The sequence below is a fragment of the Amycolatopsis saalfeldensis genome (genome assembly GCF_900110575.1).
Classification (GTDB): Bacteria; Actinomycetota; Actinomycetes; order Mycobacteriales; family Pseudonocardiaceae; genus Amycolatopsis; species Amycolatopsis saalfeldensis.
On sequence record NZ_FOEF01000020.1, the window covers coordinates 78,706 to 96,916 of the forward strand.

Genomic DNA, 18,211 nt, shown 5'->3' on the forward strand with positions numbered 1-18,211 from the left:
CCTTGAAGTCGTGGGCGTGAGGCCGGGTGGCCACGCGGGCGAGAGCACCGCGGCTGCGGGTCGCTCAGCTGCCGGGAGGCCTGGCTGCGGCGAACTGGCCGGGGGCACGGCCCGGTCCGGCCGGCCCCCGGTAGGCCTGGGCGATGGTGAGCCAATGGTTCGCTTCGGCGCCGGTCGCGGAGAGCCCCAGGTCGTCGGGGTGCCGTCGCCGGGTGACGAGCAGGCAGAGGTCCTCGGCCGGGCCGCTGATCGTCTGGGCCGCATCGGCGGGCCCGAACGTCCAGAGCTCGCCGGAGGGCGCGGCGAGCCGGTAGCGGAATTCGACGTCCGGCACGGCCAGGCCCCGGGCGAGGTAACCGAAGTCCCAGGTGCGGGTGGCGAACGCGCAGAGGTGGCGGATCCGGTCGGTCCGGTTCCGGCGGACGGCGAGTGCGTCGGCGATGTCCTGCCCGTGGCCGAACAGCTCCATCAACCCGGCGGCGGCGAGCACGGACGGCGGAAGCGGCCGGACGAGCCACGGCACGACATCCTCCGGCGCGCGGGCGGCGAGGGCTTCGGTCGCGGTCTTGAGTTCCTTGCGCCACCGGCCGAGGAGGACCTCGGGCGAGTCCGCGAAGTACGGGGCCAGCGCAGCGTCGACGTTCGCGTCGAAGTCGTCGCTCAGCCGGCCGATCATCGTCCGGAAGGCCGTGGGATCGCCGGCGGCGAGGCCCGCCATGCGGAAGATCGCGGCGAGGTGGGCGATCTGGTGCTTGACGGTCCAGCCGGGAGCAGGTGTCGGACTCATCCATTGTGCACTGTCGAGATCGGACACCAGCCGGTCGATCTCGTCGCCCTCGGCGGTCAGGGCGAGGAAGACATTCTGTGACTCGCTCACGCGGTGGTCCTTTCACTCGGGGAGTTCTCGCACAGGTGCGCCGGTGCCCGCGTCCGGGTGCGGGTGCCGGTCCGGAGCGCCTTCGGTGTCCGGTCCCGCGGTGCGTGCGCGCGGGCCGAGCCAGCTGCCGGCCTGCCGCGCCGCGGTCAGGCTCGCCCACGACGTGAGTTCGATCAGTACGCGATCCCCGGGCTGCTCCCGCCGGAATTCACCGATGACGGACTCGTCGACCTGGTACGACGCCAGCGCGGTCAGCAGCGCCAGCCTGCCCGCGGCCCGATTCGCCCCGGGCAGGACCGAGACGGCGTCGTCGGCCCAGGCGCGGCTGGGGCCTGCCGGTCGCCCGTCCCAGCCGGAGAGCGTGGTGCCCAGCAATTCGCGCACCGGCCGCGGGACCGATCGCCCGCCGGCCGCGTCGATCACGGCGCCCGCCCGCGCGAAGGCGTCCTCGATGTACCGATTGCTCCCGGCCCAAGCCAGGTCCTGGTGGACGGGCGCGGCGGGCAGCAGGCCCAGGTCGCTCCCGGGCCGGTGCCGCTCCTGCGCGATCTGCCGCATGAAGCGGCCGAGCAGCCGCAGCCCGCCGGCCCGTGCCGCGGTGGGCAGGACCGGAGGCAGCGGGGATCCGCCGAGGAAGACGTTGACCATGCGGTTCAGGTATTGGAAGGTCACCGCCACCCCGGCGAGTTCCGCGGTCTGCCCGGCCGTGAACCGCGCCGGGTACCGAAGCGCGGCCGCCCGGGTCGTGCTCGCCTCGGCCCACCCGGCGACCTCCCGCAGGACAGGATCGGTGATCGACTCGGGATGCCCGCCGGTCAGGGCCGTCCCGTCCCGGCCCTGGCCGAGGCCGTCCAAAGTGGATCCGTGCACGTCCACGCAGTACGGGCAGGCGTTGCCGAGTGACACCGCCGTCGCCACCACCTCTTTGGCGGCCCGGTCGAGCTGGTGGCAGGCGACCAGGGTCTCCCGGAGCATCAGCCACGCCGCCGCCAGGATCTCCGGCGCCGGCGAATGCAGGGCGATCGGCGGTGCGAGCAGGCCGAAGTCCCGCTCCGTCCTGGCATAGACCTCGGCGACGAGGCCGGACGCCTCGGCCGGCCGTACCGCTGTGACGTGGCGGATCCGGCTCGGCGACCTGCGAAGAACCGGTCCGAGCAGCGATCCGCTCACCGGACGGCGCTCACCATCGGGCTCGTGGTGCCGCCGGCCGGAGCGGGCGCGCCGTAGGTGACTTGCACTCCGCGCCGCTGCGCTGCTCGCACGATCCCGGGCATGGCCCGCTCGGCCAGCGCGGCGATGGTCATGGCCGGGTTGACCGTCAACGCGCCGGGCACGGCGGAACCGTCGGTGACGAAGATGCCGGGATGGCCGCGCAGCTCGTGGCTGTCGTCCAACGCCGAAGTCTCCGGATCGTCACCGATGCGGCAGGACGCCAGCGGGTGCACGGTGTAGGCGCCGACCAGGTCGTTCGTCCACGGCATCACCTTGGCCAGGCCGTCACGCTCCAGGATCTCCTTCACCTCGGCGTCCGCCTTGGCCCAGCCGCTCAGTGTGTTCGGCGACGGGACGTAGCTGAGGGTGCCGCGCCCCAGCATCTGCTGGGAGATGCGGTAGGCGTTGCCGGACGGCGGGGGCGGGCCGAAGACGCCCTCGTTGTCGTCCTCCACCATCAGGAACAGGATCAGCCACGAACGCCACTGCCGCAGCATTTCCTTCTTGTCGACGCCGAACCAGCTCGGCCCCGTCGCATCCGGTGCCTGGGCGAGGATGGTCCCCAGCCCGGGCGGGAAGTACAGCTGTTCCAAGGAGAAGCGCGAGTACTCGGGCAGCGAGCCGTCGAGGTGATCCCAGTTTGCGACCACCGGCCCCTTGCCGATCTGGTTGGCCGCGTAGGCGAGGCCGCCGCCCCGGCTCAGGCCGAGCACGTCCCGCACGCGGTCCTCGTTGACGACGGCGGTGTTGAGGCGTTCACCGTTGCCCGAGAAGTACCGGCCGACGGCGTGCGGCATCCGGCCCAGCTGCGCCTCCGAGCGCTGCAGGATCACCGGTGTGGCGCCGGCGCCCGCGGCGAGGATGACGATCTTGGCGTCGATCGTCCCGCCGTCGGTCCGGATCCGGTAGTCCTCGCCGTCGATGTGGCTGTAGTGCACCCGGTAGTCGCCGTCGGGGGCTTTCGAGATGTGCTGCACCTCGTGCAGCGGCCGGATCTCCGCCCCGTGCGCCACCGCGGCGGGCAGGTAGCTGAACAACATTGACCGCTTGGCGTCGAACCGGCAGCCCGCCATCATCCAGTTGCAGTTCGTGCACTTCTCGCGGTCGACGCCGACCGGCACCGGGTTCGCGGTGCGGCCCGAGTGGTCGCAGGCCGCCGCCCACAGGCCGCCGGCGTAGCTGACGTCGTTCCAGTCCTGCTTCACCACCGGGATCGCCTCGGCGACCCGGTCGTACCAGGGCTCCAGCGTGTCGCGGCTGATCGCCGAGGGCCACATCCGCCTGCCGATGCTCCCGTGCCGCTCGAAGGCGAACCGCGGGGCGCGCGGGAGCGCGGCGAAGTACACGACGCTGCCGCCGCCGACGCAGTTGCCGCCGAGCACGCTCATGCCGTCGCCCGCCACGAAGTCGAAGACCCGGGTGTAGGACGAGCCGAGCAGGTAGTCGTGGTCGAAGTCCTTGCCCTCGAGCCACGGGCCCCGTTCGAGGACGACGACCCGCGCGCCGCCCGCGGCGAGGTGGTAGGCGGCGATCGCCCCGCCGAAGCCACTGCCGACCACGAGGACGTCTGTGCTTTCGCGGGCGGTCATGCGGGACTCCCGGAGGGGGTTGTGCCGGGGTGGATCCTGGCCAGTTCCCGGCCGTAGGAGTACTCGGGAAAGCGCCACAGGCCGTCCGCGTCCGGCTTCGCGAAGCCCATCGCGGTCAGCCCGGGGTGCCCGGCGGCGAGCGCCTCGGCGGTGTGCCGGTGGGCGGCGGTGTCGAAGGCCATGTTGCTGAACAGGGCGAGCAGGACCCAGCCGTCCTTTTCCGGGTGCCCCGGCGCGGTCAGCCGCTCGACCAGCGCGGTGCGCGATTCGAAGGTCAGGGCGACGAACGGGGGCACCGATTCGTCGAGCGACAGGCCGAGCTCGGCCGCGTAGGCCAGGGCGTGGCCGTTCAGGGAGCGGGCGAAGTCCGCCAGCCCGGCCGAGAGGCCCGGGGCGGGCAGCTCCAGCAGCTCGAGGGCGCCGGCGGCGACCGCGCCGCCCCCGTCGCCGGCTCCCGCGATGGCCCGGTCACCGGGAAATCGCTTCTCGCCGGGGATGATCGTGTCCGCGAACGCTTCGAGGGTACTGATTCTGGTCCGTTCTTCGTCCGGGCTGTCTGGTGTCACGAACCTGTCCTCCTGTCGATCGGATATGTCGCGCGATCAATCGATAATGAGTCGAAATCTCGCGAACCCGACCGGGAAGGAGCAGGTGGTCGTGTATTTCCACCGCGGACAACAACAGTTCAGAGATTCGATCTCAGCGCCTTCATTATCCAAGATCTGTCCGGAATTTCGCACCTCCGGACTTGCTGTGTTGGTCACCAGTGGAATGCTACGGCCGGCCGGGGTCTTGGTTGGTCAGCGCCTTGCGTGATTGTCGACATGATGGTATATTCCTGACGGGGGTGGTAGGTCAGCTGATGATCAATCAGGAAACTCGCACAATGGTCAGGCATGCATGCTTGCCGTGCCTTTAGTTTTCCTGCCGTAATCGGTATTGCCGAGGTCGGTACGGCCCTGGGGTGGGATAGTCGGCGCAGACGCGGGAGAGCCGGGCAATAGATTGCCTGACGTGGGCGGCTTCGGTCTGTTCGCATTAATGAAGCGGGGTCTGGGGAGTTCTTGCCTGCGAAAAGACTGTTTGTGCGACAGCCGATTGGGGAGGTTTCATGGAAGGCGCCATCGAGCAAGCTGTCGGCAGAGCCATCGTTTCCATGCGGGAGAACTTCGGTGATCAGCTCACGGTCGACGACATGGCCCGGGCGGCGATGTTCAGCAAGTTCCATTTCACCAGAATCTTTCAACGAGTTACCGGTGTCTCGCCGGGGCGCTTTCTCTCGGCGGTTCGGCTCCAGGAAGCCAAAAGGCTGCTGGCCACCACATCGCTGACCGTGACGGAGATCAGTCATCAGGTCGGCTATGCCAGTGTCGGCACCTTCAGTTCGCGCTTTCGCTGCTGTGTCGGGGTGTCGCCGACGATGTACCGCGAGGTCGGTGGATTCCCGTCCCGGGCCTGCGTCGAAAACCGGGGGCGGGCTCCGGTCCGGCGCTGCGGCACCGTCTGTGGTCGTATCCGGCCGCCGCTGGAAGCCAAGGCCGGCCTGGTCTTCGTCGGCCTCTTCCGCGACCGGCTGCCCCAGGGACAGCCGGTCAGATGCATGATTCTCCAGGAGCCCGGCCCCTTCGTGCTGGAGAAGGTGCCCCCGGGTAGCTGGTATCTGCTGAGCCACTCGGTCGCCGCCGATCGCCACGAGGTCATCCGTGGCCCCCTCGACGACGACCCGGGGCTGTTCGTGGGCTCGCGGGGCCCGGTCACCGTCCGTTCGGACGTGCCGGTGCGGGTGGCCGACATCTGGCTGACCCCGGCCCGCGTGTTCGACCCTCCGGTACTGCTCGCGCTGCTCGACCTGCGGGCCGCGGCGTTCCGCAAGCGGATCTGCTGACGAAGGCGCCGGCTCGGCCGGAGACGGCGAGGCCCCTTCCCCGCACTGCCGGGAAGGGGCCTCGCCGTCATGCCGCCGCGACACTCATCGGCAGCCCGCCGCGGACCCGGAGGGACAGCATGGGCTCGGCCACGACCTCGTAGCCGGGCACCTTGGCCAGCCGGAGGTCGCGGGCGATCATGGCGGTCACGAAGGTCGCTTCCATCATGCCGAGGTGGTTGCCCACGCAGAACCTCGGCCCGGCCCCGAACGGGATGAACGCGTACCTCGGCCGGCTGTCCGACCGGTCCGGGTGGAAGCGGTCCGGGTCGAACCGCGCCGGGTCGTCCCAGAAGCCCGGATGCCGGTGCAGGGTGTACGGGCAGACCAGCACGTCGGAGCCCGCCGGCACGTGGTAACCGCCGACCTCGTCGTCGGCCTGCGCCTGGCGCGGCAGGATCCACACCGGCGGGTAGAGCCGCATGACCTCGTTCAGGACCATGGCCGTGTACTTCAGCCGGCGCAGGTCTTCGTAGCCGGGCAACCGGTCCCCGAGCACCTCGACCGCCTCGGCGTGCAGCCGGGCCAGCACCTCCGGATGCCGGTCGACGAGGTAGAGCGTCCAGCCCAGCGTGCTCGCCGTGGTCTCGTGCCCGGCGAGCAGCAGGGTGATCATCTCGTCGCGCATGCGCTGCTCGCCGACCCGGTGGTCGCTCTCCTGCGCGGTCGACTCGATCAGCCGGGTCAGCACGTCGTCGCCGTCGGGCCGGGGGCCGCGGACCCGGTCGTCGACCAGCCGGTCGACGACCAGCTGCAGGTCCTTGCGCGCCCGCCGGAAGCGAAGCTGCTTCGGCAGTGGCACCCACATCGGCACCATGCTCATCGACTGCATTTCGAACATCGCCTGGTCCTGCACGGCTTCGAACGAATGCCCGATCGAGTGGAAGGAGCCGAGATCGGCGTCGAGCAGGCTCTGCCCGAGTACCCCGAGCGTGAACCCGGTCAGCTCTTCCAGGACGTCGACCGGCCCCCCGCCCTCCTTCGCCCGCAAGCGCGCGACCAGCTTCGCCGACTCCTCGGCCACCATTCCGGCCTGCGCGGCGATGCGCTTGTGCTGGAACACCGGCTGGATCGTCCGGCGCTGCTCGCGCCACAGCTCGCCCTCACTGGTCAGCAAGCCGTCACCGAGGGCCCGCCGCGCCTGGACGTAGCCGATTCCCTTGTGGTAGTTGGCGGCGTTGTCGGCCAGTACGTGCTTGGCGTGGTCGGGATGGTTGAAGAAGTACAGCGTCTTGGGCCCGATCGCCATCCTGACCGCGTCGCCGTACCGGTCCGCGGCCGAGGTCATCAGGCCGAGCCGATCCTCCGCCAGCTTCCGGAGCAGGCCCACCATCGCGGTGCGCGGTGGGCCCGGCGGCACCCGCCGGGAGCTCATGTCCGTCCCCCGGCGCCGTTGGGCAGACTGCCGACCGGGGTGGGGGTGCTCCCGGTGCCCGGGGCCGGCACCTCCGCGGCGGACGATCCGTTGGCCGAGGCCGCGACGGCCGCGGCCTCGTCGAGCTCGCGCTGCCGCGCCTCGTGCTGCTTGCGCGCCTTGTCCACGAAGTGCAGCGACCAGAGGAACAGACCGCGGATGAGGCACGCCGTGGCGGTGGCCAGGAACAACCCGTACGCGATGTGCGCGACCATGAAGAAGCCGTAGAGCAGCGCGATCCCGGCGCCGAACGCGACCTGCGGGAACGGTTTCGACGGGGTCGTGCCGGGATCGGTGACCATGTAGTTGGTGAAGAGCACGAACGCGACGCCGGTCATCATGCCCAGCGCGCCCGGGATCGCCGTGTCGAACAGCAGGCCGCGGACGATCGCCTGCAGCGCGAAGGTGATCAGCCAGGCGCCGATCAGCCACATCCGGCCGGTGAGTTTCGCGTTCAGGACGGTGCCGGAGATCAGGATGACGGCGACGATGAGCCAGCCGACCCAGGTGTCCACCTTCTCGGTGAAGTGGTACGGCGGGGCGATGCTGGCCCAGGGGAACAGCAGCAGGATCACCGTGATGCCGAGGTTCGACGGGTTCATGTAGTGCCGGAGCTTCCCCCGCACCGGCGCCCGCAGGATCCACTTCGCGCTGACCGCGACGACGACGCCGAACATCATCACGAGGACCCGGTCGTTGACGTAGATCAGCATGTTCAGTGCGAGACCGGTGATGTGCGCGGGCAACAGGAACTCCATCAGCCCGCGCGGCCCGTTGCCGGTGAACCGCGGCGCCCGGTGCTCCGCTCTGGCCCCGATGAGTTCGAGGCCGATCTCGGTGGCGTACGCGGTGGCGAGCGCGATCAGCGGCCACAGCCACGGTTGCTCGAATCCGAGCACGGTGTACCCGAGGATGTTGAAGACCGTGATCGAGATGGCGAACCGGCGTAGCGCGGTGACCACCTTCGGATCGTGCCGGGGAACGGCAGTCGTCTGCTGCCCTGCCATGTCGTTCACCTTTCCTTGGCCGTGGTGCCGAGCTGGAAGGAGTGGCTGCCGGTGGTCATCGAGAGGTCCTCCTGGCGCAGCTGCCCGGTGCGGTCGCGCCACTGGAGGTGGACCCGGAGGGGACCGGTGACGTTCTTGCCCAGTCCGATGTGGACTTCCGAGCTGCGACGGCCGGAGTGCCCGCTGCTGCCGTCCACCCGGTCGATGAACTTGCGGCCGTCCGCGGTCGTCACCGTGACCTCCGCGCCGGTCGCCGGCGAGCCGCTGGCGGGCATCGGGCCGGGGGCGGCAGGGGTGTCGGCGGTGAGCTTCAGCTGCAGGAACGCACCCTCGTCGGGGCTGTCGTTGTGGTAGAAGACCGGCTCGGCGAACTGGCGCGCGACCGCGAAGTCGAGCTTGCCGTCGCCGTCGGCGTCGCCGGTCGCGATGGCCCTGGTGGGCACCGGTACCGCGAGACCGAGCTTGCCGGCCAGGTCCACGTAGCGGCCCTCGGCGTTCTTGGCGAAGAAGTGCAGCGTCTGATCGCCGGCGAGATCGTCACCGGCGCGCAGGTTCGGCCACCAGAACGGATTGGCCAGCAGGGCGTCGTTCGCGGTCGCCAGCTCCTGGAGGTTCGGCCAGCGGTCGACCTGACCCCGGACGAAGCCGGTGGCCTGGGCGATCACCGGGTCGCCGCAGTTGTTGAAGTCGGCGATCTTGACGTCCCAGCCCCAGCCGGACCAGGCGGTTCCCGTTTCGGCGCTGGTGTCCTTCCACGGCGCCACCCCGCTCTTCAGCTTCGCGCGCAGGTCGTTCTGGTCCTTGGCGGTGTTCATCCACTGGAAGTTGCTCTCCTGGATGCCCCATGACGTCGTGATGTCGCTGACGAACATGTCGTAGAGGCCGTCGTGGTCGAGGTCGCCGAAGTCGACGCCCATGCCCTTGAAGGAGTCGTTGCCCAGCACTTTGGACTTGGGCGTCATCGCGTCCCGGACGCCGGTGACTTCGGAGAACTTGAGGTGGCCGGGCGTGGACTGGTTGTACAGCAGGTGGTCGTGGCCGAAGTCGTTGGCGATGTAGAGCTCCGGCAGCCCGTCACCGTCGACGTCGGTCGCGCTGGCGGCCAGCGACCAGCCTCGCTGCGCGTCCGGAGGCAGCGCGTCGTCCAGCTTCCGGTACGAGACGGACGGGTGGGCACCGGTGGTGGCCCCGGTGAAGCGGAAGATGTACTTCCCGCCGCTGTTGACCGCGTGGGACATGGAGTGGTTCATCGCGACGCCCCCGCTCACGCGGTCGTCGAGGACCGGGCCGTCGGGGAAGTAGTTGCCGATGAAGACGTCCTGGTGGCCGTCACCGTCGAAGTCGGCGACCGTGGCGGCATTGGTGTTCCACTGTGGACCGACGTACTTGCCGTCCGGGGAGTCGGCGCCGGGCACCAGCTCGGTGGGCTGGTAGGCGCCGGCATCCAGCCCAGTGGCACCGGGCCGGGCGAGGAAGAGGATCGGCGTGCGGCCCCAGTAGTAGACCAGCAGGTCCATCCGGCCGTCCTCGTTGAAGTCGCCGGGGACGCAGCCCATCGGTGCCATCGTGTCGGTCATCGGCAACGGGGCGGCGTTCAGCGCGAAGGGCGCGTACCGGTTGCCTCCCTTGCCGGGCACCGGCGTGACCACCACCTGGTCGCTGCGGGGGTCGACCAGGCACAGGTCGTTGGCGAGGCCGTCGCCGTCGAGGTCGTTGATCGCGACCGCCGCGCCCACCGAAGAGATCCAGGCCCGGATGTGCTCGTAGTCCTTGTTCACCTTGCGGATCGACTGCTGCTTGGCCGCGGCGGGCAGGGCGATGGTCATGGGGGTGAACTTGTACATTCCCGCCATGCGGTCCTGTTCGGCGGCCGAGGTGGTGGGCAGGCCGACCACGAAGTAGCCGGTGATCACCACCAGCACGGCGACGACTCCGGGCAGTTGCCTGCGCAGGAAGCCGGGTTGGGTGGGCATGGGCTACTTCCTCCCGATCGAAACCAGCTCGTCGGCGATGCGTTGCCGCCACGCCTCGTACGCGGGTAGCGGACCGCTGTCCGGGGCGTCGTGACGGACGTCCTGGGTGATCCGCGCGGCCTTCTCCGCGGTGGTGCCGCAGAGCACCTGTGTGGCGGCCTCGGTGTGGGGGACCAGCAGGCCCGCGCAGATGCGTGCTTCGGCGGCGAATGCGGAGCCCTGCGCCAGCTGCGGGCGGTGTGCCCCGGCTCGCTCGCGGAGTTCGTTCAGCTCGTCCTCGCTCGCGCCGCCCGCGTAGGTGGCGGCCAGCCCGACCCCGGCGTACAGGTCGGCACGACGGGATTCGGGGAATTTCCCGATCATCCCGGTCACCTGACCGACGTCCGTGCAACCGACGAACCACAGCGCGCGGCCGATGCCCTGGTCGATGGCGCGGTTGGCGTAGGCGGCAGGCCCCTCGGCCGGCCAGGGGAACCGCGGGTCCTGAAAGTGCTGATGCACGTAGCGCTCGGTGCGGAAGTAGGCCTGGTGGAAGCCGTACCCGTCGAGCACGAGCCACCGCAGCAGCGGATCGAGCCCGCGGCTGTCGGGCCAGCGGAACTTCGGCAGCCGGGCCATCGCCCAGCCGATCCCGCAGTAGGAGATGTAGACCTGGTGCCGTCCCGGCCCGGCCAGGAACTCGGCGACGTTGCGGCTGCGGCCCACCGGCAGGCCGTCGCGGACGGCGAAGCCCATCGCGGCGCCTTCGTAGGCGAAGCCCCGGAACCGCTCGGGCAGTCGGTCGAGGTTTTCCGCCGCCTCGGCCGGTGTCCGCGCCTCGGCCGCGTGGCCGTAACCGGTGAGGAATGACTTCCCGACCGTTTCGAGCAGTTCCTGGGATGCGGTGTCTTTCTTGTGAAAACCGCGTACGTCGAGCTGTGTTTCCGAGACATCGGGCGTCAGGATTCGGCGCCTGAATTTACGCCAGTGACTCGTCAAGGTGCTCACCCCCGTCGGGTGGATATCGTCGAATTTTCGCGGGACGGTAAATAGCGCAGTTTTTACTGCTTGTTCTTTCCGGAAGTTTGCCTCTGCTTGGCAGTGGCGGCCAGGAAGTGCGCGCGTATCCGGCCGCGCCACAGTTCGTACGGTGGTGTGCTCGCCGAACCGCCCTCGTGCACCGCGGTGCCGTCGGCGAGTTCGAGGGCGGCGCCGACCGACAGCTCGCCGAGCGCCGCGGCCGCGGTTTCGGTGTGCGGTGGCACGAAGCCGGCGTAGGTGCGCGCCTTGACCGCGAACACCATGCCCTGGGCCAGGTCGGCGCCGTGCCCGGCGGCGGACCGGCGTAGCTCGGCCAGTCCCTCGAGGTCGCTGCCACCGGCAAACGTCGCGGCAAGCCCGACGCCGCTCCACAGGTCTGCCCGCCGGTGGTCGCCGAACCGCTCCACGGCCGCCGCGACGTCGGCCACCCGGGCGCCGTGGATGAACCACAGCGCCCGGCCGATGCCCTGATCCACGGCTCGGGGGAAGTACTCGGCGCACCCCTGCCAGGGGTAGGACGACGGTACTTCCTGCTGGTCCACCCACCGCCGGGTCTTGAAGTACGCGAGGTCGAAGCCGTAGCCGTCGACCGCCAGCCAGCTCATCGTCGGGTGGTACGGCGAGTCGCCGAGGTCGGGGAGCACGCGCTTCCACAGTCCTCTCGGCAGCCGCGCCATCGCGAACCCGATCCCGATGTAGGACAGGAAAAGGTGTGGCCGGCCCGGCCCGCGCAGCAGGTCCCGGGTCCGGTGCCCGCGGCCCATCGCGTCGGTGATCGTGAAGGCCATCGTCGCGCCTTCGTAGGCGAAGCCGCGCAACTCCGGTTCCACCAGGTTCAGCCTGCGCTCGACCTCCCACTGGTCGCGGGCCTCGATTCCCCACTCGAAACCGCAGACCACGGCCTGCGGGACGGACTCCAGTTTTCGCGTGGCGCCGGACGTCTGCCCGGGGAAGCCGCGGCCCGCGAAACCGACCTCGGTCAAGGACGGGGCCAGGAGGAACCTGCGGATCGAGCCGATAGCCGTGGGCATCGGGTGGGACTCCCGTTCACGAGATGGCGGGTGAACTCTGTGTGCGCTTCATCGTCATCCGGACGCCTGGTGAACGCCATCTTCAGACGTGCCCGGCGGCGCCGCAATCTCGGAGAAGGGCCCGGGTCGCACGGTGCGTGGTGCGCTCGCCGCGTCGCGCCATTGTGTCCTATGTGGATTTTCCGGCCACGCCGGACGGTGAAAACAGCATAATCAGAGGTGTCGTTACGATACGCGCTGATGCATGCTGGTTTCGAAGATTTCACCTGTCGCATTCACCAAATGATCATGACCTCTCTCGCCACCGCTGCGCCGGTGCGAATTCCATCGAACCAGTTACAGGGGTAGTGAGGAAATGGGCAGCGAACGGATCGCAATCGTCGGCATCGGTCTGCGGTACCCCGATGCCGGTTCTCCTGGCGAGCTCTGGGAGAACGTGCTCGGCGGGCGCCGGGCGTTCCGGCGGCTTCCGGACGAGCGCATCAACCGGGCGGACTACTTCTCCGCGGACCCGGAAGCGCCGGATCGTTTCTACGCCGACAAAGCGGCGGTGCTGCGCGACTTCGAGTTCGACCGGGTGAAGTACCGGGTCGCGGGCAGCACGTTCCGCTCGACCGACCTGACTCATTGGCTCGCCCTCGACGTGGCGGCGCGAGCGCTGGCCGACGCCGGTTTCCCCGATGGCGCCGGCCTGCCGAGGCAGTCCACCGGCGTGGTGCTCGGCAACACGCTGACCGGCGAGTTCTCCCGCGCGAACCTGATGCGGCTGCGGTGGCCCTATGTCCGTCGCACCCTGGCCGCCGCGCTGGCCGGGAAGGGCTGGGACGACGACGAGACCGGGCAGTTCCTGAGCGGGTTCGAGGCGCAGTACAAGGCCCCCTTCCCGCCGGTTGACGAGGACACCCTCGCCGGCGGCCTGGCGAACACCATCGCGGGCCGGATCTGCAACCACTTCGACTTCGGCGGTGGTGGCTACACCGTCGACGGCGCCTGCTCGTCGTCTCTGCTGTCGGTCGCCACAGCGGCCAAATCGCTGGAAGAGGGCGACATCGACGTCGCGCTGGCCGGCGGGGTGGACCTGTCCATCGACCCGTTCGAGGTCATCGGATTCGCCAAGACCGGTGCTCTCGCCAGGAGCGTGATGAAGGTGTACGACCGCGACTCCAACGGTTTCTGGCCCGGTGAAGGGTCCGGCGTGGTGGTGCTCCTGCGGGAGGACGACGCGCTCGCGCGCGGCCTCCGGATCTACGCCTGTATCTCCGGGTGGGGAATGTCCTCGGACGGCAAGGGCGGCATCACCAGGCCGGAGGCCGGCGGTCATCGGCTCGCGTTGTCCCGCGCTTACGGGCGGGCCGGGTACGGCGTGGAGACGGTCTCCTACTTCGAAGGCCACGGCACCGGAACCGCGCTCGGCGACGCGACGGAGATCGACGCGCTGTCGTCGGCCCGCCGTGCCGCCGATGCGAAGGCGAAGCCGGCCGCGCTCAGCACGATCAAGGGCAACTTCGGGCACACCAAGGCAGCGGCGGGGGTCGCCGGGCTGATCAAGGCGACCCTCGCCGTGCACCATCAGGTGATCCCGCCCGCCACTGGGCACGACAACCCGCATCCGCGGCTGCTCGAGGACGACTGCGCGATGTACGTGCCGGGTGAAGCCGCACTCTGGCCGGACGGGCAGCGGGTGCGCGCCGGGGTGTCGGCGATGGGATTCGGCGGTATCAACACGCATATCGCCGTGGAACAGGCGGCGGGCGCGCCACGCCGCCGGAACCTCGACGAACAGACCAGGGCGCAGGTGGCCGGCCGTCAGGACGCCGAGCTGTTGCTGTTCGACGGCGGGGATCCGGCCGCGCTGCGCGCTCGGGTCGCCGAGGCGGCCGGCCTGCTGCCCAAACTGGCTTTCGCGGAACTGGCGGACCTCGCCGCGGCATTGGCCGGCCGGCTGGACGGTGGGCCGGTCAAGGCCGCGGTCGTCGCGACCGACCCCGAGGATGCCGAGCGCCGGCTGACGCGCCTGCTCACCGCACTCGACGACGGTGAGCGCTCGGTGTTCTCCGCTGAGGACGGCATCTTCCTGTCCCGGGGCGCCGGGCCGCCCCGGATCGCCTACCTCTTCCCCGGCCAGGGCTCCGGCCGCGGGACGGCAGGCGCCCTCCGGCGCCGGTTCGCCGCCGCGGCGGCGGTTTTCCACGGTTCGGGCCTCCCCGCCGGCGGCGACCAGGTGGCGACCGAGGTCGCGCAGCCGCGCATCGTCACCGGATCCCTTGCCGCCCTTCGGGTCCTGCGCGACCTGGGAATCGAAGCCGACGTCGCGGCCGGGCACAGTCTCGGTGAGCTGACCGCACTGCACTGGGGCGGGGCGATGGACGCTGCCCAGGTGCTGGAGCTCGCCGGGGTCCGCGGCCGGGTCATGGCCGAGGCGAGCCACGGCGGCGGCGCGATGGCGAGCCTGGCGGCCGGTCCGGACGAGGCCGAGCGGCTGGCGATGGGCGAGGACGTGGTCGTCGCCGGCTACAACGGGCCCGGCCGGACGGTGGTCTCCGGACCCGCGGAGGCCGTGGACCGGGTATGCGGGAAGGCCGCCGCCGGCGGGGTGACCGCGTCGCGGCTCGCCGTGTCACACGCCTTCCACTCGCCGCTGGTCGAGCCTGCCGCGATCGCGATGACCGAGCGGCTGGCCGAAGTCTCCTTCGCGCGGCTCAGCCGGCCGGTCGTCTCCACCGTCCACGGTGACCTGCTCGATCCGGACACCGATCTGCGATCGCTGCTGCGCGACCAGATAGTCCTGCCGGTGCGGTTCCACGAAGCCGCCGCCAAGGCCGCCGCGGAAGCCGACCTGGTGCTCGAGGTCGGGCCGGGGCGGGTGCTGAGCGGTCTGCTGGCGGAGATCGCGCCGGGCAAGCCGGTACTGCCCGTCGACACCGACAGCGCCTCCCTGGGTTCGTTGCTGCGGGTGGTCGGCGCCGCGTACGCGCTCGGTGCGCCCGTGCGCACTTCGGCGTTGTTCACCGGCCGGGTCGTCCGGCCGCTGCCGCTCGACGGCCGGATGACCTTCCTCGCCAGTCCCTGTGAAGCGGCCCCCGCCATCGATGCCGGCCTGGTCGTCGCGAGCCAGGACGACGTCCCGGCCGAACCGGTGCCGGATCGGGACAAGGAGCCCGTGGCCACTCTCGACCTGCTGTGCCGGCTGGCCGCGGAACGGGTCGAACTGCCGGTCGAGATGATCGGGGCGGACACCCATCCGCTGGACGACCTGCACCTGAGTTCCATCACCGTCGGCCAGATCGTCAACGAGGTCACCCGGGAGCTGGGCCACGGCGTGCTCGCGGCGACCCCGAACTTCGCCACGGTCCGTCTCGGTGAACTGTCCGGCCTCATCGACGAGCTGGCCGAAGCGGCGCCGGCGAGCGAGACCGGGCGCGAAGTGCCCGGGGTGGCTTCGTGGGTGCGCGCGTTCTCCGTCGAGCAGGTGGAAAGCTCCGGCGTCACGCCGCATCGGCCGGCTCCCGGCGCGCCGGGAAGCGAGTGGACGGTCTACGCCCCGCCGGGGCATCCACTGGCCGTGCCGCTCCGGTTCGCGCTCCGCGAGGCCGGCGTCGGCGACGGGGTGCTGGTGTGCCTGCCGCCGGTCGGCGAAGAGCATTTCGGGCTGTTCCTCGAAGCCGGGCGTGCGGCCGCGGCCGCCGCCGGGGTCACCCGCTTCGTCGTGGTCCAGCACCGGATGGGTGCGTCGGGGCTGGCCAGGACCCTGCACCTGGAGCACCCGGCCGTGCTCACCACCGTGGTCGACCTGGCCGACCCGGCGCCCGCCGGACCGACGGAGGTGCGGGCGGCCGTGGCGCGGGTCGTCGACGAGACCGCCGCCACGACCGGCTACCGGGAGGTTCGCTACGACGACTCCGGAGCACGCTCCGTGCCGAGACTGCGCCCGTTGGTGCCGGCCGAGCCGGGCCCCACGCCACTCACCGCAGCGGACGTGCTGCTCGTGACCGGTGGCGGGAAGGGCATCACCGCGGAGTGCGCGCTCGCCGTCGCGACGGATTCCGGGGCGAAGCTGGCCTTGCTGGGCCGCGCAGATCCGTTGCAGGACAGTGAACTGGCCGCCAATCTGTCCAGAATGGACGCCGCGGGCGTCCGCTACCGCTATCAGCGGGCCGATGTCACGTCACCCGGGCAGGTCGGTGCCGCGGTGGACCGGCTGCAGGCCGAGCTGGGGCCGGTCACCGCGTTACTGCACGGCGCGGGCCGGAACGAGCCGGCCGCACTGGCCGGCCTGACCGAGGAGGCCTTCGATCGGACACTGGCGCCCAAGGTATCGGGGCTGCGCACGGTGCTCGACGCCCTCGACCAGGACCGGATCAAGCTGCTGGTCACCTTCGGCAGCATCATCGGGCGGGCCGGACTGCGCGGCGAGGCGCACTACGCCACCGCGAACGACTGGATGACCGAGCTGACCGTGCGCTTCCAGCAGGAGCATCCGCGGGCCCGCGCCGTGGCCCTGGAGTGGTCCGTGTGGTCCGGCGCGGGGATGGGCGAGCGCCTCGGCGTCGTCGAAGCGCTGATGCGCGAGGGCATCACCCCGATTTCCGCGGAAGCGGGGATCGCCGTGCTCCGGCAGGTTCTGGCGGATCCCGGGGCCGGACCGGTGCTCGTGGTGAGCGGCCGCGCGGGCGGACTGCCCACCGTTCCCCTCGAGCGACCGGAACTCCCGCTGCGGCGGTTCCTGGACCGGGTGCTGGTGCACTACCCGGAGGTCGAGCTGATCACCGAGGCCGACCTGTCCGCGGGCAGCGATCCGTACCTCGGTGACCACCTGTTCGAGGGCGACCTGCTCTTCCCCGCGGTACTCGGGATGGAGGCGATGGCCCAGGCGGCCACCGCGGTGACCGGCACGGACGGACCGGTCCTGCTGGAGAACGCCGAATTCCTGCGGCCGATCGTGGTCCGGCCGGGTGGTTCCACCACCATCCGCCTGGCCGCGCTGGTGGTGGCCCCCGGAACCGTCCGGGTGGTCATCCGGAGCGAGGAAACCGCCTTCGGCGCGGACCACTTCCGGGCCGAGGTGCGGGTCCCTCGCCCCGGCGTGCCGGACCTGGGCACGCCGTTCGACGCGGTCCGGCCGGCCGTGCCCGTGGACCCGGTCGCCGAGCTGTACGGCGGCGTGCTGTTCCAAGGCAAGCGATTCCAGCGGCTGCTGGCCTACCGGCGGGCGGCGGCCCGGCACGTGGTGGCCGAACTCGCGACGGGCTCACCGGCCCCGTGGTTCGCGCCCTACTTGCCACACGACTTCCTGCTGGCCGATCCGGGCACCCGGGACGCCGTGATGCACGCGCTCCAGTGCTGCGTCCCGGATGCCACGCTGCTGCCGTCGGGAATCGAGCGGCTGTATCTGGCCGGGCGAGCCGGGCCGGAATCCGACTACGTGGTGCTGGAGGCGCGCGAGCGGTCCCAGGACGGGGACAGCTACACCTACGACCTCGACGTCCGCACGCCGTCCGGAACGGTGGTGGAGCGCTGGGAAGGACTGACCCTGCGGGCGGTCCGCCGTCGTGACGGCGCCGGTCCCTGGGTCCCCGCGCTGCTCGGGTCCCAGCTCGAACGTTCGCTGGAACGGGTTCTCGGTGGCCGCCGAGCGGTGGCCGTCGAGCCGGATCCGGTACCGGGCGGTGCCCGGACGAGGGCCGGCCGGCGCGCCCAGACCGAACTCGCGGCGAGCCGTGCGCTGGGCCGGCCCGTCGCGCTGCGGTACCGGCCGGACGGCAAGCCCGAGGTCGACGGCGTCACGGTGTCGGCTTCCCACAGCGCCGGGCTGACCCTGGTGGTGGCCGGTTCCGGCAGGCTCGGGTGTGACGTCGAGACCGTGCTGGACCGTGGCGAACAGGACTGGGCCGGGCTGCTCGGGACCGAGCAGCTCGCGGTCCGCGATCTGCTGGCCGCCGAAGCCGCCGAGGACAGCTCAGTGGCGGCGACGCGGGTCTGGGGCGCTCTGGAGTGCCTGCGCAAGACCGGCGCGACGACCCAGGTACTGACGCTTGAACGGGTCGATCCGGACGGCTGGGCAGTGCTGTCGGCGGGTGACGCCAGGATCGCCACCTGGCCGACCAAGGTCACCGGCCGACCGGATCCGGTGGTCTTCGCGGTACTCGAGGGAAAAGAGGTCTGAG

The 18,211-nt window shown here is 70.7% G+C and carries 11 protein-coding genes; 2 read left to right on the plus strand and 9 right to left on the minus strand.

Translation table 11 applies throughout. The features are described 5' to 3' along the window. Window positions 1–64 precede the first annotated feature (64 nt). Genes BMY97_RS34800 through BMY97_RS34815 form a run of 4 tightly spaced genes read right to left on the minus strand, consistent with a single transcriptional unit; the run spans window position 65 to window position 4,244 of the window. On the minus strand, window positions 65–877 hold the full coding sequence (locus tag BMY97_RS34800) for a TIGR03084 family metal-binding protein (RefSeq protein WP_091625623.1): 813 nt from the start codon (window positions 875–877) through the stop codon (window positions 65–67). Between the two features lie 12 nt (window positions 878–889). Next, on the minus strand, window positions 890–2,047 hold the full coding sequence (locus BMY97_RS34805; protein WP_091625626.1) for a carboxymuconolactone decarboxylase family protein: 1,158 nt from the start codon (window positions 2,045–2,047) through the stop codon (window positions 890–892). Then, window positions 2,044–3,678: an FAD-dependent oxidoreductase gene (locus BMY97_RS34810; RefSeq protein ID WP_091625629.1), complete on the minus strand. Its 1,635-nt coding sequence runs from the start codon at window positions 3,676–3,678 to the stop codon at window positions 2,044–2,046. The genes BMY97_RS34805 and BMY97_RS34810 overlap by 4 nt, the downstream gene beginning before the upstream one ends. After that, window positions 3,675–4,244: a DUF5987 family protein gene (locus BMY97_RS34815; protein ID WP_091625631.1), complete on the minus strand. Its 570-nt coding sequence runs from the start codon at window positions 4,242–4,244 to the stop codon at window positions 3,675–3,677. The genes BMY97_RS34810 and BMY97_RS34815 overlap by 4 nt, the downstream gene beginning before the upstream one ends. Window positions 4,245–4,789: 545 nt before the next feature. Here BMY97_RS34815 and BMY97_RS34820 point away from each other — a divergent pair. Then, a complete protein-coding gene (locus BMY97_RS34820) occupies window positions 4,790–5,563 on the plus strand; it encodes a helix-turn-helix domain-containing protein (RefSeq protein WP_091625634.1) in 774 nt (257 codons plus the stop codon). Between the two features lie 67 nt (window positions 5,564–5,630). Here BMY97_RS34820 and BMY97_RS34825 read toward each other — a convergent pair whose 3' ends face one another. From BMY97_RS34825 to BMY97_RS34845, 5 genes are all read right to left on the minus strand, one after another. Further along, window positions 5,631–6,977 (minus strand): cytochrome P450, encoded by a 1,347-nt coding sequence (locus BMY97_RS34825; RefSeq protein ID WP_091625638.1) that lies wholly within the window; start codon window positions 6,975–6,977, stop codon window positions 5,631–5,633. Further along, complete coding sequence (locus BMY97_RS34830) at window positions 6,974–8,023, minus strand: enediyne biosynthesis protein (RefSeq protein ID WP_245787654.1); 1,050 nt, start codon at window positions 8,021–8,023, stop codon at window positions 6,974–6,976. The genes BMY97_RS34825 and BMY97_RS34830 overlap by 4 nt, the downstream gene beginning before the upstream one ends. Before the next feature lie 5 nt (window positions 8,024–8,028). Next, window positions 8,029–9,996, minus strand: a complete 1,968-nt coding sequence (locus tag BMY97_RS34835) for an FG-GAP repeat domain-containing protein (RefSeq protein WP_091625641.1) — start codon at window positions 9,994–9,996, stop codon at window positions 8,029–8,031. A 3-nt stretch (window positions 9,997–9,999) separates the two neighbouring features. Then, the gene (locus BMY97_RS34840; protein WP_091625922.1) at window positions 10,000–10,974 is read right to left on the minus strand and encodes a DUF1702 family protein; all 975 of its coding nucleotides are present in this window, start codon (window positions 10,972–10,974) and stop codon (window positions 10,000–10,002) included. A 62-nt stretch (window positions 10,975–11,036) separates the two neighbouring features. Next, window positions 11,037–12,047: a DUF1702 family protein gene (locus BMY97_RS34845; protein WP_091625643.1), complete on the minus strand. Its 1,011-nt coding sequence runs from the start codon at window positions 12,045–12,047 to the stop codon at window positions 11,037–11,039. A gap of 355 nt (window positions 12,048–12,402) precedes the next feature. On the opposite strand from BMY97_RS34845, the gene BMY97_RS34850 reads away from it, so the two are divergent. Continuing rightward, complete coding sequence (locus BMY97_RS34850) at window positions 12,403–18,210, plus strand: type I polyketide synthase (RefSeq protein WP_091625646.1); 5,808 nt, start codon at window positions 12,403–12,405, stop codon at window positions 18,208–18,210. Window position 18,211: the final 1 nt, after the last annotated feature.

Bases quoted from the DNA above. Each gene is read 5' to 3' on its own strand.
- BMY97_RS34810 (WP_091625629.1), bottom strand. From the start codon at position 3,678: ATGACCGCCCGCGAAAGCACAGACGTCCTCGTGGTCGGCAGTGGCTTC.
- BMY97_RS34820 (WP_091625634.1), top strand. From the start codon at position 4,790: ATGGAAGGCGCCATCGAGCAAGCTGTCGGCAGAGCCATCGTTTCCATG.
- BMY97_RS34825 (WP_091625638.1), bottom strand. From the start codon at position 6,977: ATGAGCTCCCGGCGGGTGCCGCCGGGCCCACCGCGCACCGCGATGGTG.
- BMY97_RS34830 (WP_245787654.1), bottom strand. From the start codon at position 8,023: ATGGCAGGGCAGCAGACGACTGCCGTTCCCCGGCACGATCCGAAGGTG.
- BMY97_RS34835 (WP_091625641.1), bottom strand. From the start codon at position 9,996: ATGCCCACCCAACCCGGCTTCCTGCGCAGGCAACTGCCCGGAGTCGTC.
- BMY97_RS34845 (WP_091625643.1), bottom strand. From the start codon at position 12,047: ATGCCCACGGCTATCGGCTCGATCCGCAGGTTCCTCCTGGCCCCGTCC.
- BMY97_RS34850 (WP_091625646.1), top strand. From the start codon at position 12,403: ATGGGCAGCGAACGGATCGCAATCGTCGGCATCGGTCTGCGGTACCCC.